This is a genomic window from Pseudonocardia sp. ZF1 (assembly GCF_056835605.1).
Genome location: NZ_JAJNBY010000001.1, coordinates 220475 through 237280, shown reverse-complemented (window position 1 = coordinate 237280; position 16806 = coordinate 220475). Strand labels below are relative to the sequence as shown.

18 protein-coding genes and 2 pseudogenes are annotated in these 16806 nt (G+C 73.4%); 6 read left to right on the top strand and 14 right to left on the bottom strand.

All coding sequences use genetic code 11. The features are described 5' to 3' along the window. Window positions 1-45: 45 nt before the first annotated feature. Together ZF1_RS01195 and ZF1_RS01190 are read left to right on the top strand one after the other, a co-directional pair. Entirely contained in the window at window positions 46-1707 is a 1662-nt protein-coding gene (locus ZF1_RS01195; protein ID WP_482636292.1) for a flavin monoamine oxidase family protein, read from the top strand. Beyond that, window positions 1707-2477 carry a carbon-nitrogen hydrolase family protein gene (locus ZF1_RS01190; RefSeq protein ID WP_482636291.1) on the top strand — a complete coding sequence of 257 codons (771 nt, stop codon included), beginning with the start codon at window positions 1707-1709 and terminating at the stop codon, window positions 2475-2477. Before ZF1_RS01195 ends, ZF1_RS01190 begins: the two co-directional genes overlap by 1 nt. Here ZF1_RS01190 and ZF1_RS01185 read toward each other — a convergent pair. Then, a complete protein-coding gene (locus ZF1_RS01185) occupies window positions 2468-2839 on the bottom strand; it encodes a cupin domain-containing protein (RefSeq protein ID WP_346102483.1) in 372 nt (123 codons plus the stop codon). The genes ZF1_RS01190 and ZF1_RS01185 overlap by 10 nt on opposite strands. Before the next feature lie 102 nt (window positions 2840-2941). Between ZF1_RS01185 and ZF1_RS01180 the strand changes: the two genes are divergently transcribed. Next, window positions 2942-3907, top strand: a complete 966-nt coding sequence (locus ZF1_RS01180) for a sugar-binding transcriptional regulator (RefSeq protein WP_482636290.1) — start codon at window positions 2942-2944, stop codon at window positions 3905-3907. A gap of 22 nt (window positions 3908-3929) precedes the next feature. Here the strand turns inward: ZF1_RS01180 and ZF1_RS01175 are convergent, their stop codons facing one another. Beyond that, window positions 3930-4376 carry a winged helix-turn-helix transcriptional regulator gene (locus ZF1_RS01175; RefSeq protein ID WP_405420393.1) on the bottom strand — a complete coding sequence of 149 codons (447 nt, stop codon included), beginning with the start codon at window positions 4374-4376 and terminating at the stop codon, window positions 3930-3932. A 102-nt stretch (window positions 4377-4478) separates the two neighbouring features. Between ZF1_RS01175 and ZF1_RS01170 the strand changes: the two genes are divergently transcribed. Then, the gene (locus ZF1_RS01170) at window positions 4479-4871 is read left to right on the top strand and encodes a tautomerase family protein (protein ID WP_251783185.1); all 393 of its coding nucleotides are present in this window, start codon (window positions 4479-4481) and stop codon (window positions 4869-4871) included. A gap of 128 nt (window positions 4872-4999) precedes the next feature. On the opposite strand, the pseudogene ZF1_RS01165 reads toward ZF1_RS01170, so the two are convergent. From ZF1_RS01165 to ZF1_RS01140, 6 genes and pseudogenes are all read right to left on the bottom strand, one after another. Then, window positions 5000-6022, bottom strand: a pseudogene (locus ZF1_RS01165) (acyl-CoA dehydrogenase family protein); the annotation flags it as partial. Continuing rightward, window positions 6001-6177, bottom strand: coding sequence for a hypothetical protein (locus ZF1_RS01160; protein WP_482638762.1), 177 nt, complete (start codon window positions 6175-6177; stop codon window positions 6001-6003). The gene ZF1_RS01160 and the pseudogene ZF1_RS01165, both read right to left, overlap by 22 nt. Before the next feature lie 41 nt (window positions 6178-6218). Continuing rightward, window positions 6219-6587 (bottom strand): helix-turn-helix domain-containing protein, encoded by a 369-nt coding sequence (locus ZF1_RS01155; RefSeq protein ID WP_482638663.1) that lies wholly within the window; start codon window positions 6585-6587, stop codon window positions 6219-6221. A gap of 148 nt (window positions 6588-6735) precedes the next feature. Beyond that, window positions 6736-7224 (bottom strand): annotated as a pseudogene (locus tag ZF1_RS01150) (AraC-like ligand-binding domain-containing protein); the annotation flags it as partial. 246 nt (window positions 7225-7470) lie between these two features. Further along, window positions 7471-8895 carry a serine/threonine-protein kinase gene (locus ZF1_RS01145; RefSeq protein WP_482636289.1) on the bottom strand — a complete coding sequence of 475 codons (1425 nt, stop codon included), beginning with the start codon at window positions 8893-8895 and terminating at the stop codon, window positions 7471-7473. Between the two features lie 65 nt (window positions 8896-8960). Further along, window positions 8961-9776, bottom strand: a complete 816-nt coding sequence (locus ZF1_RS01140; protein WP_482636288.1) for an endonuclease/exonuclease/phosphatase family protein — start codon at window positions 9774-9776, stop codon at window positions 8961-8963. Window positions 9777-9965: 189 nt separating this feature from the next. Between ZF1_RS01140 and ZF1_RS01135 the strand changes: the two genes are divergently transcribed. Next, window positions 9966-10142 carry a CsbD family protein gene (locus tag ZF1_RS01135; protein ID WP_482636287.1) on the top strand — a complete coding sequence of 59 codons (177 nt, stop codon included), beginning with the start codon at window positions 9966-9968 and terminating at the stop codon, window positions 10140-10142. Here the strand turns inward: ZF1_RS01135 and ZF1_RS01130 are convergent. Next, window positions 10129-10587, bottom strand: a complete 459-nt coding sequence (locus ZF1_RS01130; RefSeq protein ID WP_482636286.1) for a MerR family transcriptional regulator — start codon at window positions 10585-10587, stop codon at window positions 10129-10131. The two genes, ZF1_RS01135 and ZF1_RS01130, sit on opposite strands and share 14 nt — an antisense overlap. 58 nt (window positions 10588-10645) lie before the next feature. On the opposite strand from ZF1_RS01130, the gene ZF1_RS01125 reads away from it, so the two are divergent. Then, window positions 10646-11593: an alpha/beta fold hydrolase gene (locus tag ZF1_RS01125; RefSeq protein WP_482636285.1), complete on the top strand. Its 948-nt coding sequence runs from the start codon at window positions 10646-10648 to the stop codon at window positions 11591-11593. A gap of 76 nt (window positions 11594-11669) precedes the next feature. Here the strand turns inward: ZF1_RS01125 and ZF1_RS01120 are convergent, their stop codons facing one another. From ZF1_RS01120 to ZF1_RS01100, 5 genes are all read right to left on the bottom strand, one after another. After that, window positions 11670-12053 carry a zinc-binding dehydrogenase gene (locus ZF1_RS01120; RefSeq protein WP_482636284.1) on the bottom strand — a complete coding sequence of 128 codons (384 nt, stop codon included), beginning with the start codon at window positions 12051-12053 and terminating at the stop codon, window positions 11670-11672. Then, window positions 12050-12628, bottom strand: coding sequence for an alcohol dehydrogenase catalytic domain-containing protein (locus ZF1_RS01115; RefSeq protein ID WP_482636283.1), 579 nt, complete (start codon window positions 12626-12628; stop codon window positions 12050-12052). Before ZF1_RS01115 ends, ZF1_RS01120 begins: the two co-directional genes overlap by 4 nt. A 51-nt stretch (window positions 12629-12679) precedes the next feature. Next, entirely contained in the window at window positions 12680-13060 is a 381-nt protein-coding gene (locus ZF1_RS01110; RefSeq protein ID WP_224403895.1) for a MerR family transcriptional regulator, read from the bottom strand. A 914-nt stretch (window positions 13061-13974) separates the two neighbouring features. Then, a protein-coding gene (locus ZF1_RS01105) for an IS3 family transposase (RefSeq protein WP_482636282.1) occupies window positions 13975-15164 on the bottom strand; the annotation gives its coding sequence in 2 pieces (ribosomal slippage) (window positions 13975-14849 and window positions 14849-15164; 1191 coding nt in all). A 261-nt stretch (window positions 15165-15425) separates the two neighbouring features. Next, window positions 15426-16790: an AAA family ATPase gene (locus tag ZF1_RS01100; protein ID WP_482636281.1), complete on the bottom strand. Its 1365-nt coding sequence runs from the start codon at window positions 16788-16790 to the stop codon at window positions 15426-15428. Window positions 16791-16806 lie beyond the last annotated feature (16 nt).

The window sequence follows — 16806 nt, the reverse complement described above, 5'->3', positions numbered from 1 at the left end:
CGCGGGGCCGGGTGATCCCCGGCACACGACCCGAGGAGCCCACCCATGAGCCCCGAGCAGCCACCCGTCACCGCGTTCGGCCCGGACTTCCCCTTCCCCTACGACGACTGGCTGACCCACCCGGCCGGGCTCGGCCGGGTCCCACCGGACCGGTTGGGGACCGAGGTCGTGGTCGTCGGGGCCGGGATCGCCGGGCTCGTCGCCGCCTACGAGCTGATGCGCATCGGGCTGCGGCCGGTCGTGTACGAGTCCTCCCACCTGGGCGGACGGCTGCGCTCGCAGCCCTTCGAGGGTGCCGACGGGATCGTCGCCGAGCTGGGCGGGATGCGCTTCCCCCGCTCCTCGACGGCGTTCCACCACTACGTCGACCTGCTCGGGCTGCCCACCGCGCCGTTCCCGAACCCGCTGACGGAGGCGGCCGGCAGCACGGTGATCGACCTGCACGGGCGGACGTACTACGGCCGGACCCTGGCCGACCTGCCCCCGTTCTTCACCGAGGTCGCCGACGCCTGGGCGAGCGCGCTGGAGGAGGGCGCGGGCTTCACCGACCTGCAGCAGGCGATCCGCGAGCGCGACGTCGGGCGCATCCGGGCGCTCTGGGCGGAGCTCGTCGAGGTCTGGGACGACCGCACCTTCTACGACTTCGTGTCCACCTCGAAGGCGTTCTCCGACCTGTCCTTCGCCCACCGCGAGGCGTTCGGGCAGGTCGGCTTCGGGACCGGCGGCTGGGACTCGGACTTCCCGAACTCGATGCTGGAGATCCTGCGGGTGGTGCTGACCGGCTGCGACGACGACCAGCTGCTCGTCGTCGGCGGGGTGGAGCAGGTGCCGCAGGGGCTGTGGACGCGCACCCCCGACGACCCGGTGCACTGGCCCGCCGGAACCAGCCTGTCGTCGCTGCACGGGGGCGGGACCCGGCCGGGTGTCGCGCGGCTGCACCGCCTCGACGCGGACACGATCCGTGTCACCGACGTCTACGGCGGCACCCGCGACGTGCCCGCGGTGCTCACCACCTGCCAGAGCTGGCTGCTGTCCACCCAGATCGACACCGACGAGTCGCTGTTCGGCCAGGAGGTGTGGATGGCCCTGGACCGCACCCGCTACATGCAGTCGACCAAGACGTTCGTGATGGTGGACCGGCCGTTCTGGCGCGACGTCGACCCGGCGACCGGGCGCGAGGTCATGTCCACCACGCTGACCGACCGGCTCACCCGCAGCACGTACCTGTTCGACAACGGGCCGGACCGGCCCGGGGTGATCTGCCTGTCGTACTCGTGGATGAGCGACTCGCTGAAGATGCTGCCGTACCCGGTCGAGAAGCGGGTCGAGCTGGCGCTGGGCGCGCTGCGCAAGATCTACCCGACCGTCGACGTCGGGGCGCACGTCATCGGCGACCCGATCACCGTGACCTGGGAGTCCGACCCGCACAGCCTCGGTGCGTTCAAGGGCGCCCTGCCCGGGCACTACCGCTACAACCGGCGGATGTACTGCCACTTCGTGCAGGACGACCTGCCCGCCGCCGAACGCGGGATCTTCATGGCGGGCGACGACGTGTCGTGGACCCCGGCCTGGGCGGAGGGCGCGGTGCAGACCGCGCTGAACGCGGTCTGGGGGATCGTCGCGCACCTGGGCGGGTCCACCCCGCCGGACAACCCCGGTCCCGGGGACCGGTTCGCCGAGCTCGCGCCGCCCGCGCTGCCGGACTGATGCGCGTCGCGCTGCTGCAGACCGTCTCCCGGCCGCACGACGTGGCCGGGAACCTCGCCCGGCTCGCCGAGGCGTGCGCCGCCGCGGACGCGGACCTGCTCGTCACCCCGGAGATGTTCCTGACCGGCTACGACATCGGCGCCGATGCGGTCGCCGCGCTCGCCGAGCCGGCCGACGGGCCGTCGGCGGACGCCGTCGCCGCGATCGCCAGGACGTCGGGGACGGCGGTGCTCTACGGCTACCCGGAGCGCCACGGCGGACGGGTCGCCAACGCCGTCGCACTGGTCGGGCCGGACGGGACCCGGCTCGCCGGGTACCGCAAGACGCACCTGTTCGGCGCGCTCGACCGGGCCTGCTTCACCGCCTCGGACACCCCGCCCGCCGTCGCGACCTGGAACGGCTGGGGGCTGGGCCTGCTGGTCTGCTACGACGTCGAGTTCCCCGAGACCGTCCGCGCGCTGGCGCTGGCCGGCGCCGACGCGGTGCTGGTCCCGACCGCGAACATGCTCCCCTACGACCACGTGCCCCGGGTGCTCGTCCCGGCCCGGGCGTGGGAGAGCCAGGTGTACGTGGCCTACGCCAACTGGTGCGGCACCGAGGGGTCGCTGACCTACGGCGGGCTGTCCTGCGTCGCCGGGCCGGACGGCGCCGTGGTGCGGGCGGGCCGCGACCCGGAGCTGCTGGTGGCCGAGCTCGACCGGTCCGCGCTGGCGGTGTCGCGGCGGGCGAACCCCTACCTGGCCGACCGCCGTCCCGACCTCTACGGCTGAGGGGCCGGCCGGGGACCCGCCAGCAGGATCCACTCCAGGCACCCGCCGGGCCCGGGGGCGAGCACCTCGACCCGGTGGGCGTGCCCGCCCGCCACGTGCACGACCTCGTCCGCGGCGAGCTCCACCGACGGCCCGCCGGCCTCGACGCCCACCCGGGCCCGGCCGGCGAGGACGACGAGCAGCCGGTCGCACGGCGCGGCCGGGGCGTGCCACGCCCCGGCACCGGGGGCGAGCGCGAACCGTTCCAGGGCGAGATCGCCGTAGCCGTCGTCGCGGCCGACGAGCAGCTGGCGCGCCACCGGGGCCGGTTCCGGCGCCGGGTGGTGCGCGGCTGCCGGGGTCGTACCGATCGTCGCGGTCATGGCCTGCCTCCACTCATCTGAGCGGTTCCAACACCGTCGAGTACACGGCCGCGGGCATGGAAGGTCAACATCACCGGCCGATGCGCACGCTACGGTGCTCAGATGAGCGGTGATGACGACGCACCCGCCTGGGGCCCGGCCCGCCGGGTGCTCGCGGCCGAGGTGGCCGAGCAGGTACTGCTGCACGGGCGGTCCCGGATCGCGGTCGGCACCGAACTGGGGCTCAGCCGGTTCCAGGTGGCCCGGCTGCTGGACGCGGCCCGCGAGCGGGGACTGGTCCGGGTCGACATCGACCCGGGCGCGGACGTCGACGCGCGGCGCTCGTCCGCCGTCCGCGCCGCCCACGGGCTGCGCCGCGCCCTGGTCGCCCGGGACGACGGCGGGGTGCCCGCGCTCGCCGCCGCGCTGCTCGCCGAGACCGTCGGCACCGGCGACGTCCTGGGCCTGGCCTGGTCCCGGACGGTCAACGACGTCGTCGGGCTCCTCCCCCGGCTCGCGCGCTGCACGGTCGTGCAGCTGTGCGGCGCCTACTCGCTGCCGTGGCGGCGCGACGGCTCGGCCACCGCGGTGTTCCGGGCCGCCGCGCTGTGCGGCGGCGACGCCTACCCGGTCTACGCGCCCCTGCTGCTGCCCGACGCCGACACCGCCCGCGCGGTGCGGGCCCAGCCGGGCGTCGCCGACGCGCTGGCCCGCTGCGCCGCACTGGACACCGCCGTCGTCGGGATCGGGGCGTGGCGGGCCGGGCACTCCACCGTGCACGACGTCCTGACCGCCCCCGAGCGACGGCGACTGGCCGCGGGCGGCGCGGTCGGCGAGGTCGTCGGGCTGCTGGTCGACCGCGCCGGCCGGGTCCTCGACAGCGGACCGGCGCACCAGCTCGTCGCCGCCGGGGAGGCGGACCTGCGCGCCGCGGGCGACGTGATCGCCCTGGTCAGGGATCCGGAGCGGGCCGACGCCACCCGCGCCGTGCTGCGCTCGGGCCTGGTCCACACCCTGGTCTGCGACGCGGCGACGGCCGACACCCTGCTCGCCCCGGGCGATGGGCGGCACCCGCCGGGCGGCGCCTGAGGTACCGGCCCCGCCGTGGTGCTCACCAGGCGTCGGGCTCGACCTCGGCGGTCATGTCCCGCCACGCCACCGGCTCGGCGCAGTGCGTGCAGGTGAGCCGGGGCTCGGCGGGGTGGCCGCAGCCGCGGTGCACCAGCCGGACCGGCGGGACGTCGACGGCGTACCGGTCGCCCCAGTTCATCAGCGCCACCAGCACCGGGTAGAGGTCGGCGCCCTTGGGCGTGAGCCGGTACTCGTGCCGGACCGGGCGCTCCTGGTAGGGCACGCGGTCGAGCACGCCCTCCTCCACCAGCACGCGCAGCCGGTCGTTGAGGACGTTGCTGCCGAGGCCGAGCTTGTCGCGGAAGTGGTCGTAGCGGCGCTCGCCGCGGAAGCACTCGCGCAGGATCATCATCGTCCACCGCTCGCCGAGGACCGCCCAGGTGCGGGCCACCGAGCAGTACGCGGCACCGAGCTCGTCGTGCTTCACGGCGCCCGATACTAGGACACGTTTCGAGTCCTACGAGCTTGCAGACCCACAGGTGCCCCGTTACCGTCGAACTCGATTCGAGTCCCACCACGGAGGTCGACGATGCCCTACTACCGTTTCACCGTGCCCACCGGGAACGCGACGCTGGCCCGCCGCGCCGAGGTCGCCGCGGCGGTGACGAGGGTCCACGGCGAGGTCACCGGTGCCCCCGCCCGCTACGTGCACTGCACCTTCACCGAGGTCCCGCCCGGCAGCGTCTTCGTGGCCGGGGAGCCGGTGGAGGGCCCGCGGATGGTCGGGCTGATCCGCGAGGGCCGCTCCCCCGAGGTCCGGGCCCGGCTGCTGCACGGGATCGCCGACGCGTGGTGCGCGGTCACCGGGGACGCGAAGTCCGACGTGGCGATCTTCCTGCACGAGGTGCCGGGCGCCAACGTGCTGGAGGACGGCGAGATCCTGCCCGAGGCCGCCGACGACCCGGTCGCCGCGCACGCCTGAGCCCGGGAGCGGGCCGGCCCCCTCGGGACGGGGGCCGGCCCGGGGCGGTCAGGTCCCGGTGGCGAGCCGGTTCTCGGCCAGGCGAGCGGGTCGTAGCTCGGCTCCATCAGCATCTCGTGCAGGTGCCGCCGCCGGACGCCCATGTTGCCGCCGTCGTAGACGGGGAAGCAGAGGACGTCCTGCATGATCCCCGCGATCGGCGTCTCGGTCGTGTAGGCATCCACCCCGACCAGGCGCATCGCGTCGTAGACGACGTCGACCGACCGCTCCGAGGCGTAGATCTTCGTGATGTTCGCGAGCTCACGGTCCTTGCCGCCGGTCCGGTCGAAGTGGTCGGCCGCCTTCCAGGCCAGATACCGGGTCGCCTCGATGCGGATCTTGATGTCGGCGAGCATGTACCCGGCGTTCTGGTACTCGATGACCGGGTGCGGGCCCGACCGGTTGTCGGTCCGGGCGAACTCGTAGGCGTAGTCGACGGCCGCCCGCATCCGCCCGACGCAGGCCGCGCCGATCGGCGCGCAGGTCCAGGTGAAGGCGCTCTTCACGATCTCCATGCCGTCACCCGGCCCGCCGATCATGTTCGAGAGCGGGACGCGGACGTCGCGGAACTCGACGCGCGGCGAGTTCGCGGCGCGGTGGCCGATGGTGTCGAGCATCCCGGTGATCTCCACCCCGGGCGTGCCCCGCTCGACCATGACGACCGCGAGCGACTCCTGCGGCGGCAGCGCCGGGTCCGTACGGCAGACGACCGCGATGAGGTCGGCGCCCTGGCCGTCGAAGCCCGAGGCGTTGGTGGTGTAGTGCTTGGACCCGTTGAGGACGATCTCGTCGCCCTCGATCCGGGCGAAGGTCTGCACCCCGACCTTCGGGTCCGGCGAGTCGTAGTTCGCGCCGCCGGTGACCTCGGTGTAGGCGATCGCGGCGAGCTTCGGCTCCGAACCGCAGAACGCCGGCAGCCACCGCTGCTTCTGCTCCTCGGTGCCGAAGTGGACGATCGGGTAGAGCCCCAGGCCGGTGCCGAGGATCGCGGAGGCGACGTTGACGTCGACCCGGGCGATCTCCTCGACGGCGAGCACGAACTGCAGCGAGGTGAACCTCCCGCCGCCGTACTCGGCCGGGATGAGGGCCTTCACGAACCCGGCCTCGGCCATCTGCCGGTAGAACGGCTGGATGGCGTAGAACCGCTCGGCGGGCTGCGGGTGCGGTGCGATCGCGCCTCGACGCCGGTCAGGACGGTGTCGGCGAACTGCCGGGCCTGCTCGCGCAGGGCCAGCTGCTCGGCGTCGAGGGAAAAGTCCAGTGTCATCGTCGGATACCTTCCGGTCGGGCCCCGACCGGACCCTGGGGTCAGGGACGCGACGCGATGGTCGCCGTCGCACCCCGTCCCGGGATCGAACCGGTGTGCACGGCGGCCGGTACCGGCGTGCACGGTCCGTCCGGGCCGCGGTCGCCGTACTCCGACGGCAGGCAGCCGTGGTGGGTGCGGAAGACCCGGTTGAGGTGGGACAGGTCCGCGAAGCCCCAGCGGGCGGCGAGCTCGGTGAGGGTGCCGGTCCGCGCCGGACCGGTGAGCTCGCGGGTGCACCCGTCGAGGCGGAGCGCCATGACGGTGCGGGAGAAGCTGCGGTCGGTGCCCTCGTAGAGCTGGTGCAGCTTGCGGACGGAGATGCCGAAGCGGGCCGCGACCGCGCCGGCCGAGGTGTCCCCGGTCCGCAGGTGGGCCGCCAGGTAGCGGTTGACCGCGGCCCGCGTCGAGCTCCGCGCGCCCGGTGTCGCGCAGCTCGTCGGTGCCGCCGGCCGCGGCGGCGAGCAGCGTGGTGAAGGCGGTGTCGGCGGCGTCCGCGCCGGCCGGGTCGAGCGCGTCGAGGCCGTTCCAGGTGGACAGCATGGTGGAGGCGACGATGCGGGCCATTCCGGGCGCGGCGCCGTCGTGGGTCGTCGCGGTGGCGCCGTCGAGGTCGGCCACCAGCGGCAGCAGCCGGGCGCGCGGCACCCGGAACGAGACGCAGCGCCACTCCTCGCTCCGGTCGTCGGCGACGAAGTCCAGCGCGTACTCGCGGGTGGTGTCGAACAACGCGAAGCCGCCCGGTCCGACGACGCAGCGGCGCCCGGCCTGGGTCCCCACGCAGTGGCCGCTGATCTGCAGGTTCACGAACACGTGGTCGGTGACGGTGCGCCGCACCTCGGCCGCGCCGTGGGTGATGAGCTGCGTCGCCGACGACACCTCGGCGCAGTTGGTGGCGGTGAGCCTGCTGGAGCGCACCCAGCTGCGGATCTCGCGCGCGTGGGCCCGGCCGGTCCGCCGCGCGCCGGGCAGCTCCGCGGCGAGCGGGGTGAACGCCTCGCAGATCACCTCGCGCCAGTAGCTGAACTGCTCACCGGCCGGGCGGTCCTCAGTGGTCCAGTAGCGCACTCGGGGCCTCCTCGACAGCTCGCATCGGCTCCGCCGGCGTCGGCGCCGTGAGCCAGGACACTATCCCGCAGCCGCCTCGGAACCCAGGTCCCGTCGGGGGTGCGCGGGGTGAGCGCGAAGCATGACCGCTCCGGGGCACATCGGTGTTTCCGCCGGTGAACTCCGGGTCACGACCCGGCTCGCGGGTCAGCAGGGCCGCGGACCCGCCGATCCGACCGGGCCGGTGACCGGGCGCAGGTAGGCGTCGCCGCCGGCCCGGGCCAGCGCCGCGCAGGCGTCGCCTCGGTCGGCGAACGGTCCCAGGTAGGAGACGTAGATCGGGTTGCCCGCGTCGGTCCGGGACCGGAAGGGGACGCAGCTGCCGTCGGCGAGCAGGTAGTTCGCGCCGGGGTGGGCGCGCAGGTGCTCGGACACGTCCTCGCGGTAGCGCGCGGGGTCGACGGCCGCGCCGACGACGACCAGGTCCGCCGGCGCCGCGCAGGACACCGGTGCGAGCGAGCGGCCGAGGCCCAGGTCGGCGGCGGGCAGGGTGGTCGTGGCCTCGGCGGGCTGCACCGGTCCGGTCGTCGCCGTTGCACCCTGCCCGGCGGGCGGCGCGCCGGACGGAACGGTCGGCAGCGCCCAGGTCGCGCCGAGCGCGACCACCGCCCCCGCAAGGCAGGCGCCGACCAGGACCGGCAACCGCCGCCCGCCGCCACGGGGCGCGAGATCGGTCCCGGGGAGGACGGGGGCGGTCGCCCGGAGGGTCGGGTCCGGCACGGGACGGTCCCCGGCGAGGGCGTCGACCGCGGCCGCGAGTGCACCGGCCGTCGGGAACCGGTCGGCGGGGTCCTTCGCCATCCCGCGGGCGACGACGTCGTCCCAGCCGGGGGCGAGGCCGGGCCGGCGCCCGGTCACCCGGGGCGGCGGGGCCATGAGGTGCGCGGTGAGCACGGCGGCCGGGTCCGCCTCCGGGAACGGCGTGCGTCCGGTCAGCATCTCGACGAGCACGCAGGTCAGGGAGTAGACGTCGGCACGCCCGTCGACCGGCGTGCGGCCCGCGAGCCGCTCCGGGGCGAGGTAGGCGAGCGTGCCGACGGTGGCGCCGGTCTCGGTGAGCGCGGTGTCCGGGTCCGGGCCGACCGCGCGGGCGATGCCGAGGTCGGTGAGCGCGGTGAAGTCGTCCCGGTCCTCGACGACGAGCAGGTTCGCCGGTTTCACGTCGCGGTGCACCAGGCCCGCCGCGTGCGCGGCGTCGAGGGCGTGCGCGGCCTGGCGGACGATCCGGGCGGCCCGGCGGGGCTCCAGCGGCGCGCGCCGGGCGAGGACACGAGCCAGGTCCTCGCCGTCGACCAGGCGCATCGAGAGGTAGAGCCGGCCGTCGATCTCACCGAACCCGTGGACCGGCACGACGTGCGGGTCGCGCAGCTCGAACGCGGCGCGGGCCTCCCGCCGGAACCGTTCCACGACGACCGGGTCCCCGGCGAGACGGGCGGGCAGCACCTTCAGCGCGACCTCGCCGCCGTGGCGGCGGTCGTGGGCCCGCAGCACGACCCCCATCCCCCCGGCCCCGAGCCGTCCCCGGATCTCGAAGTCGCCCAGCACCGCACCGACGGCCAGGTCCTCGTCCATGACCCCACCCCTCCCGCGTCGTGTGACCGTTCTACCGGCCGGCGGGGTCCCGTCGATCCGCAGCGCTACGCAGATCCGGCCTCGGGGCGCACCGTGACCAGCAGCGCCGGATGGTCGGTGGTGCCGCCCAGGTCGATCACCCGGGTCCGTGCCGCGGCCGCCGCGGGGACGACGACGACGTGCTGGACCCCGTCGTCGGCGGCCGGTGCCGACCCCGGGGGCAGACAGGACCGCAGGTCGGGGTCCTCGGCCGCCCCCAGGTTGAGGTCGGCCCCCACGACGACCGGTCCGGCGTCGGCGCGGGACCGCAGGCCCGCGACGACGGTGTCGAACAGGTACCCGCACTGGGCACGGGTGACGGCGCGGTCGGTGTAGGCCAGGTGCGAGGTGCAGACCCCGAGCGGGCCACCCGCGGTCGTCGTGTCCAGGCAGAGCCAGGCACGCTCCTCGGGGTCACGCGGGTCCTGCGCCGGGTGGATCCCGGCACTCGCGACGCTCGACGGGGCACGCGAGACCACGCCGATGCCGTACTCGTCACCGTTCGCGCAGCGGTACGGCGCGCCGGTGTCGCGCTCGCGGGCAGGCTGGAACGCCGAGGACGTCGACGACCCCGGCGCGGCCCCGGCGAGCGCCCGCTCGATCCGCTCGACGCCCGCGCGGCACACCTCGTTGAGGGTGACCGCGTCCGGCACCTCGGTCCGCACGAGATCGGCCGCGGCCTCGACGGCTCGCCCGGTGTAGCAACCGGCGATCCCGCTGTCGCACAGGTTCATCTGGACGACCGTCACCTCCGGGGTGTCCGGCGGGCCGGGCGACGCGGGAGCCGCGGCCCCGGGCGCGCAGGCGACCAGGAGCGGGAGCGCACCGGCGACGCCCGCCATCCGCAGGCGACGGGACCACGCAGCGGGGGAACGGCGGCCGGGCGCTCCTGCATGATCCGCCTGAACCGGACGAACCGCACACGGACCCGCCGTTTCCCGCGCCCGCGGCGTGGTACCCGGTCCCACGCCGTGCGCGACACCCCCGCGGTGGCGCAGGACAGCGGTGACCAACGAGCCGAGGAGGCACCCATGGCAGCGGACGACAAGGTCGCGAACAAGACCGAGGAGCTCACGGGCAAGGCCAAGGAGACCGTCGGCAAGGCGACCGACGACGAGAAGCTCGAGGCCGAGGGCAAGGGCGACCAGGCCAAGGGCAACCTCAAGCAGGCCGGCGAGAAGGTCAAGGACGCCGTCACGAAGGACTGACCGCGCTCCTGCTGCTCGGCCCCGGCCACCCCGGCCGGGGCCGAGGTGTATCCGGTCCGGGCCCGTCGACCGGCTCCGGGATCGTCGCGGCGTATGCCGAGCAGTCCTCGCACCGGGTGAGCAGGTCGTGCGTGCAGTCGACGACGTGCCCGAGGAATCTCTCCGCCTCCGCCAGCCGGGCGCGCTGCTCCCGGATGCGGCGTAGCCTCTCCTCGATGACCCGGGCGCGTTCCGCGTCGCCACGGTGGAGCACGAGCCGGATCTCCGCGAGGCTCATCCCGACACCCCGGCACGCCTGCACCACGCGGAGGCGACGGACGTGCTCGTCGGTGTACTCGCGATGACCCGACGCGGCGCGATCGGGAACGACGACCCCCTCGTCGTTCCAGTGCCGCAGGACGTGCGGATCGACGCCGACCCGCCGGGCGGCCTCGCCGATCCTCACCGTCCCACGTCCTTCCCGGCGTTGACCTCAGGTCGACCTGAAGTTCTAGCGTCGCCCCATGCTGACACACGAGCCGCTGCTGCCCGACCCGATCCCGGTCGACGTCGGCGGGACCTGCGTCGCCACCCGGGTCGTGGAACCCGCGGGGCCGGTCCGGGGAGACGTCGTCCTGTGCCACGGCACGCCGTGGTCCTCGCAGGTCTGGGGCCGCGTCGCCCGGGAGCTGGGCAGCGACCATCGCGTGTTCCTCTGGGACATGCCGGGCTACGGGGACTCGGAGAAGGGTCCGGCGGTCGCGACGGACCTCCGCTCGCAGATGGCGCGACTGGCCTCCCTCCTCCGTACCTGGGGTCTCCGCCATCCGCACGTGGTCGCACACGACATCGGCGGCGCGGTCGCGCTGGGAGCGCACCTCCTGCACGGGGCGGACTACGCCGACCTGTTCCTCTGGGACGTCGTCACGCTCGACCCGTGGGGTTCGCCCTTCTTCCGGCTGGTCGCCGAGAACACCGACGTGTTCGCCCAGCTCCCCCCGGACCTGCACGCCGCACTGGTGACGGGGTACATCACCGGCGCGCTCTCGCGGGAGCTGCCGGACCGGGACGTCGACGCACTCGTGTCCCCGTGGACGGCTCCCGGCGGGCAGGCCGCCTTCTACCTCCAGATCGCCGCACTGAGCTCCGTCGACACCCGCGCGGTGGCGGAGAGGCTGGGCGCCACGCGCTGCCCGACACGCATCGGCTGGGGCCGCGACGACCCCTGGATCCCCCTGGGCCAGGCCTACGAACTCCGGTCCGGGCTTCCCGGCGACCCCGATGTCGTCGTGCTCGACGACGTGGGGCACCTGACGCCCTGCGAGAACCCCGTCGCCGTGGCCGCGGCGCTGCGGGCCTGGCTGACCGGCGCCGCGGACCGGCCCCGGGCCGGGCGGGTCCGCCGGCCGGGAGCGACCTCGGCGGACGCGACGGCGATCGACATGTGCGCCCGAAGGGGATCGCACCCCTGACCTGCCGCCCCGTGGCCGGCGCGCGGCGCAGGTCCGGAATCCCCGATACCGGTCGTTCCCCACCGGAGGCCGGCGCTCAGCCGGTCAGGTCGAGGACCGTCTTGCCCGTCGCGTGGCCGTTCTCCACGCCCGCCAGGGCCTGCGCCGCCTCGTCGAGGGGGTGGACGGCGGTGATGTTCGGGTCGAGGACCCCCTGCGCCATCAGGTCCGCCACCCGCTCCAGGGTGGGTCGGTCGGTGTGCCGCTCGACCACGGCGCCTCCGATCTCGACCACCGTGGGGTCTCCGACCGAGACCACCGTCGTCGCCGCGGCGGCCAGCGGTGCCACGGCGCGCAGCGAGGCCCCGCCGACGAGGTCGACGATGCCGTCGAATCCGTCGGGCGCGAACGCGCGCAGGTCGGCCTCGGCCGTCGGACCGGTGTAGTCGACGAAGGCTGCGCCGGTGGCGGTGACGGTCACCCGCTTTGGCTCCACCGGCGGTGCCGACGACGCGGAGTCCGCGGGCACGGGCGAGCTGGGCGGTGGCGATACCGACGCCGCCGCCGATCCCGTTGACGAGCAGGCGCGCCCCGGGCGGGAGGCCGAGCTGGTCGATCACGTCGAGTGCCGTGGTCCCTGCGACGGGGATGGTGGCCGCCCACCGGTCGGACAGCCCGTCGGGGGTGCGGGCCGTGGCGGATCCGAGGAGGACGGTCGTGCGGGCGTAGGTCCCCGCCCCGGTGAGCGCGAACCCGAACACGCGGTCGCCCACCTCCAGCCCCCGGACCCCGGACCCCGGACCCGACGGCGGTGACCACGCCCGCCGCCTCCATGCCGAGGACCTGCGGGAACGGCACAGCGCCGTTCAGGGCGGGCAGGAGTCCGGCGCGCAGCACGTGGTCGAGGGGATTGACCCCGGCGACGCCGACGGCGACGGCGACCTCGTGGGCGGCCGGGACGGGGGCGGGACGGGCGAGGAACTCCTGGACCTCGGGCCCCCCGAAGGTGCGGTACCCGTATGCGTTGATCACGGTCCCGACGCTAGGACCTGACATGAGTGTCAGGTGCCAGCGATCGTGACCCGGGTCACCTCGGTGGGTGGACGTTCAGGCAGTGCGTCGTGGCGACGCGAGGGCGGCCCGGTGCTCGGAGTTGCAGGCGATGAGGCCGTCCAGGGCGTCGCGTGCGGTCGCCAGCGTCGCCATCGCGGCACTGAGCCGGTCCCGCTCACGGCACATCGTCGCGTAGGCCTCGTCGGCGGTCTGCGGACCCGGCGTGTCCACGCACGGCAGCAGGCTCGCGATGGTGCGGCTCGACAGCCCCGCCGCGAACAGCGTGCGCAGCAGCTCGACCCGCTCGGGCTCGTGGAGGGAGTACAGGCGCTGACCGCCGGTGCTGCGGGTGGAGGTCAGAAGGCCCTGCTGCTCGTAGTACCGCAGCATCCGGACGCTGACGCCGGTGCGTTCCGCCAGCTCGCCGATCTTCATCTGCTCGTCGACCTCCCCGGGCCACGGGGCCCGGCCACCATCATGGCCGAGGCCCGGCCGGTCGTGGGGCGGAGCGGGCAGGGCGCACGGGTCCGGATCGCCCCCAGGGGCGGGAAAGGAAACGGCCCTGACCATCACCGCTGGTCAGGGCCGATCTCGATGTGTGCGCCCGAAGGGATTCGAACCCCTAACCTTCTGATCCGTAGTTGGGACGCGGTCGCGGCGACGCCAGGTGACCAGTATCAGGGTCGGCACGGGAGGCGATCGTTTGGGCACGAGAGGCACGAGCGCACAGCAGTTCGTGGATCAGTCGGTGGATCATGATTTTCTCCGCTCTCGGCCACACGCCTAGCGCAGGTCGGGGTCCCGCTCTTCGCGCTCGGCGGGGTCATCGCACTCTCGGGATCACCGGAATAGTCACCGGCGAGGTCATCCGCAGTGATCGGCGTCATCGTCGGCTATGCGGCCGGTGCTCACCCGGTCGCGACGACAAAGAAGACCCACCCAGCAGCAAAACCAGCCAGACGTCCCAGGTCGAGCACGTCGAGCCACCCGCTAAAGCGGGAGCTGACGGCTGACTGCGGCCCCGGTGCCCCAGCGTTCAGAGCACAACGCATCACATCGCGTTGTCCAGCCAGCGGTCGATGGTCAATCGTCCCATAGCCCCTGCCCGGCAGGGGCGAGCACGCGATCCTCGCGGGGGGAGCCGTCCAGGACGAACTGCGTCCATAGGTCTCGCTGCCCCCAGGTCCCAACATAGGCGACCTGTGACAACAAGTTGACCAGTTCGGGCCGCCACTCGGCGTTGCTGGCACCCCCATCGTCGAGGACTACCAACTTTTGCTCGACCGGCAGGTGGCCGTTGATGTCAGAGGGACTGCCCAGAGTTGAGTTGACCCGTGTCGATAGGTGGGTCAGGCCGCGTGGGCGGTGTCGAGCAGTGTCTCGAACTCGACCGGGGTCAGTCGACCGAGGCCCTGCTGGCGGCGCCTGCGGTGGTAGGTGGTCTCGATCCAGGTGACGATCGCGAGGCGTAGCTCGGTGCGGGTGGTCCAGCGGCGGCGGTTGAGTACGTTCTTCTGCAGCAGGCTGAAGAACGACTCCATCGCGGCGTTGTCCGCGCAGGTCCCGACCCGGCCCATCGACCCGCGGAGCTGGGCCGCGCGGAGTTCGCGCTGGTAGGCGTGTGATCGAAATTGGCTGCCGCGGTCGGAGTGCACGATCGTCGCCGCAGATCTGCCCCGCAGTGTCACCGCGTTGCGCAGCGCGGTGACTGCCAGCGCTGAGGTCATGCGGGTGTCGATCGAGTAGCCCACGATCCGCTTGGAGCAGGCGTCCTTGATCGCGCAGAGGTAGAGGTTGCCCTCGCCGGTCGGGTGCTCGGTGATGTCGGTCAGCCACAGCTGGTTCGGCCGGGCGGCGGTGAACTCGCGGCGCACGAGGTCGTCGTGCACCGGCGGTCCGGGCCGGCGGTGGCGGCCGCGACGGCGGGCGTGGACCGACCACAGCTGCTGCAGCGTGCACAGCCGCCCGACTCGATTGCGCGAGGCCATCCAGCCGTGTGCGGCGAGTTCGTCGGCGATGAAGCGGTAGCCGAACTCGGGGTCGTCGTGATAGACATCGATCGCGGCGTTGATCAAATGCGCGTCGTCGTAGTCGCGGTCGGAGACCGGTTTGGCCTTCCACTGGTAGAAGGCCTGCTTGGAGAAGCCGAGCACCCGGCAGGTCACCGCGACGGGGATCTTGTCATCGGCGAGGTCGAGGACCAGCGGGTACATCATTTTGGGAGGACGTCGCGGGCGAAGTAGGCCGTCGCCCGGCGCAGGATCTCGTTCTCCTGCTCGAGTTGCTTGGTCCGCCGCCGCAGCTCTCGGTTCTCCGCTTCCAGATCACCACCGGCCGCAGCAGCGCTGGACAGTGCGCTCGCACTGGTACCGCCGGTGCTGTCACCGATGCCGTCCTCGCGGTCGGCGATCCTCAACCACCGGTTCAGACACGACTCCGAGATCCCGAAACTCCGGGCAACCTGGGCCATCGACTGATTGCCCTGACGGGCGACTGCGATCACGTCACGGCGGAACTCGGCCGGGAACGGCTTGGGCACGATGCTGATCCTTCCAGCGAGGACCACGTCCTCACAGGTCAGGAGTCAACCGAACCCTGGGCAGTCCCTGTCGATGTCGGCGTGCTCGATGCGGTTCAGTGGGTAGCAGGCGTAATGACGCAGCCTGCTGTAGGCGCGAAGCTCTTCTTGGCACAACTCCTCGGCCAGGTGGTAGCCGCTCGTGGTCATCGGTGGCTTGCTGGCGCTGCAGGCGCGTAGGGCGTGCGGTGCCTCCAACCGGGGTGAGGGAGCACGATGGGATCAGCCTGCGGCGATGCGGTGCTCGGTGAGTTGCTCGAGCACCGACAGGTTGGCCTCCCAGCCGTCGACGGTGAGCTGACGCTCGCCCAGCCAGAGGGGCTCGGGCTGGGGGTGTGACTCCAGCTGCGAGTCCAGGCCGGCCCTGGTGACCAGGACGCAGGCCTGTCGGTGCCGAGACAGGAGCACGCAGAGTCGGCCGGCTTCGATGTGGAAGCTGCTGGTGTCGTGTCGGCCGGAGAGCGGGTGCCAGGCGAGGACCAGCTCGAACTGGCGTCCCTGGAGTCGGTTCGCGGTGTCGACGACGACCGCTCCGGGTCGGAAGCCGCGGGTGGTGAGGATCTGGTCGAGCACTGCACGCACGCGACGCTTCTGGGCGGTGTGGGTGACGCCGACGGCGATCCGGGCCTCGTTCAGTCCGTAGATCCGGTCGTGCTCGTCGCGGCAGCGGCCTTGGGCGGTCAGCGCGCGGCAGACCAGTTCGGCGAGCGCTCGCACGGCATCCGGGTCGTCGGCGGGCATATACGCCTGGGGCAGCTCGAGCAGCCCCCATCCGGAGTCGGCAGCGTGGCCGAGGACGCGGTCGAGCGGGTCCTGGTTGCCGAGCCGGCTGAACTGCAGCCGGCGGGCCCCGGCTGTGGTTCCGGCGCGGAACTGCGTCGAGTAGAAGGCCCTCGACACGAGGTCGGCGGCCTGTGGGGCCAGCCGCCAGCTCACCGGCAGCATCCGCTGGTAGGCGTCGGGGAAGGAGTCGAGCAGCACGTTCGCCGCGCTCGCCAGTGGTGAGCGCTCGATACCGCGGAACAGGGTCTCGTCGCCGGTGGTGAACGGGGAGAGTTGGCCGGGATCACCGACGGCGAGCAGCGACCCGAACAGCTCGGCGACTTCGGCCAGGGCGTCCCCGCCGCGCATCTGGTAGGCCTCGTCGATGATCCCCAACGGCCAGTTCTGCTGGCCGGAGTCGACGAACGCCCACTTCTTCGCCGGGGCGATGATCACCGAGCAGTCCTGCAGGACCGCGATGTCGTTGTTCAGCACGACGTGCGGGTCGGCTTGCAGGTCGTCGGGCGGCTCATAGCCGTCGCGGTGCAGACGGCCGATCCTGTGTGGCGTGTCCGCGAGCTGGAGGCTCAGGTCGCGGACCAGGTCATCGGCCTGCTCGTTGGTCTGGGACACGATGGGGACCTGACGGCCGTCGTGCGCGAGGCCGGTGGCGACCGAGCGCACGAGGGTCGACTTACCTGCGCCAGGGGGGCTGTCGACGAGGCAGACGCGCTCGCGGCCCTCGCGCGCGACCTCCAGGATGTCGGCGGTGACGGCCTCGGACGCTGCGACCGCAGCGGGGTCGACGGGAGATCTGCGGGTCACGGGGTCACCTCGTGGG

Bases quoted from the DNA above. Each gene is read 5' to 3' on its own strand.
- ZF1_RS01140 (WP_482636288.1), bottom strand. From the start codon at position 9,776: ATGGCGGGCGTCGCCGGTGCGCTCCCGCTCCTGGTCGCCTGCGCGCCC.
- ZF1_RS01170 (WP_251783185.1), top strand. From the start codon at position 4,479: ATGCCCTACTACCGTTTCACCGTGCCCACCGGGAACGCGACGCTGGCC.
- ZF1_RS01190 (WP_482636291.1), top strand. From the start codon at position 1,707: ATGCGCGTCGCGCTGCTGCAGACCGTCTCCCGGCCGCACGACGTGGCC.
- ZF1_RS01115 (WP_482636283.1), bottom strand. From the start codon at position 12,628: ATGTCAGGTCCTAGCGTCGGGACCGTGATCAACGCATACGGGTACCGC.
- ZF1_RS01145 (WP_482636289.1), bottom strand. From the start codon at position 8,895: ATGGACGAGGACCTGGCCGTCGGTGCGGTGCTGGGCGACTTCGAGATC.
- ZF1_RS01185 (WP_346102483.1), bottom strand. From the start codon at position 2,839: ATGACCGCGACGATCGGTACGACCCCGGCAGCCGCGCACCACCCGGCG.
- ZF1_RS01180 (WP_482636290.1), top strand. From the start codon at position 2,942: ATGAGCGGTGATGACGACGCACCCGCCTGGGGCCCGGCCCGCCGGGTG.
- ZF1_RS01110 (WP_224403895.1), bottom strand. From the start codon at position 13,060: ATGAAGATCGGCGAGCTGGCGGAACGCACCGGCGTCAGCGTCCGGATG.
- ZF1_RS01195 (WP_482636292.1), top strand. From the start codon at position 46: ATGAGCCCCGAGCAGCCACCCGTCACCGCGTTCGGCCCGGACTTCCCC.
- ZF1_RS01160 (WP_482638762.1), bottom strand. From the start codon at position 6,177: ATGACACTGGACTTTTCCCTCGACGCCGAGCAGCTGGCCCTGCGCGAG.
- ZF1_RS01135 (WP_482636287.1), top strand. From the start codon at position 9,966: ATGGCAGCGGACGACAAGGTCGCGAACAAGACCGAGGAGCTCACGGGC.
- ZF1_RS01125 (WP_482636285.1), top strand. From the start codon at position 10,646: ATGCTGACACACGAGCCGCTGCTGCCCGACCCGATCCCGGTCGACGTC.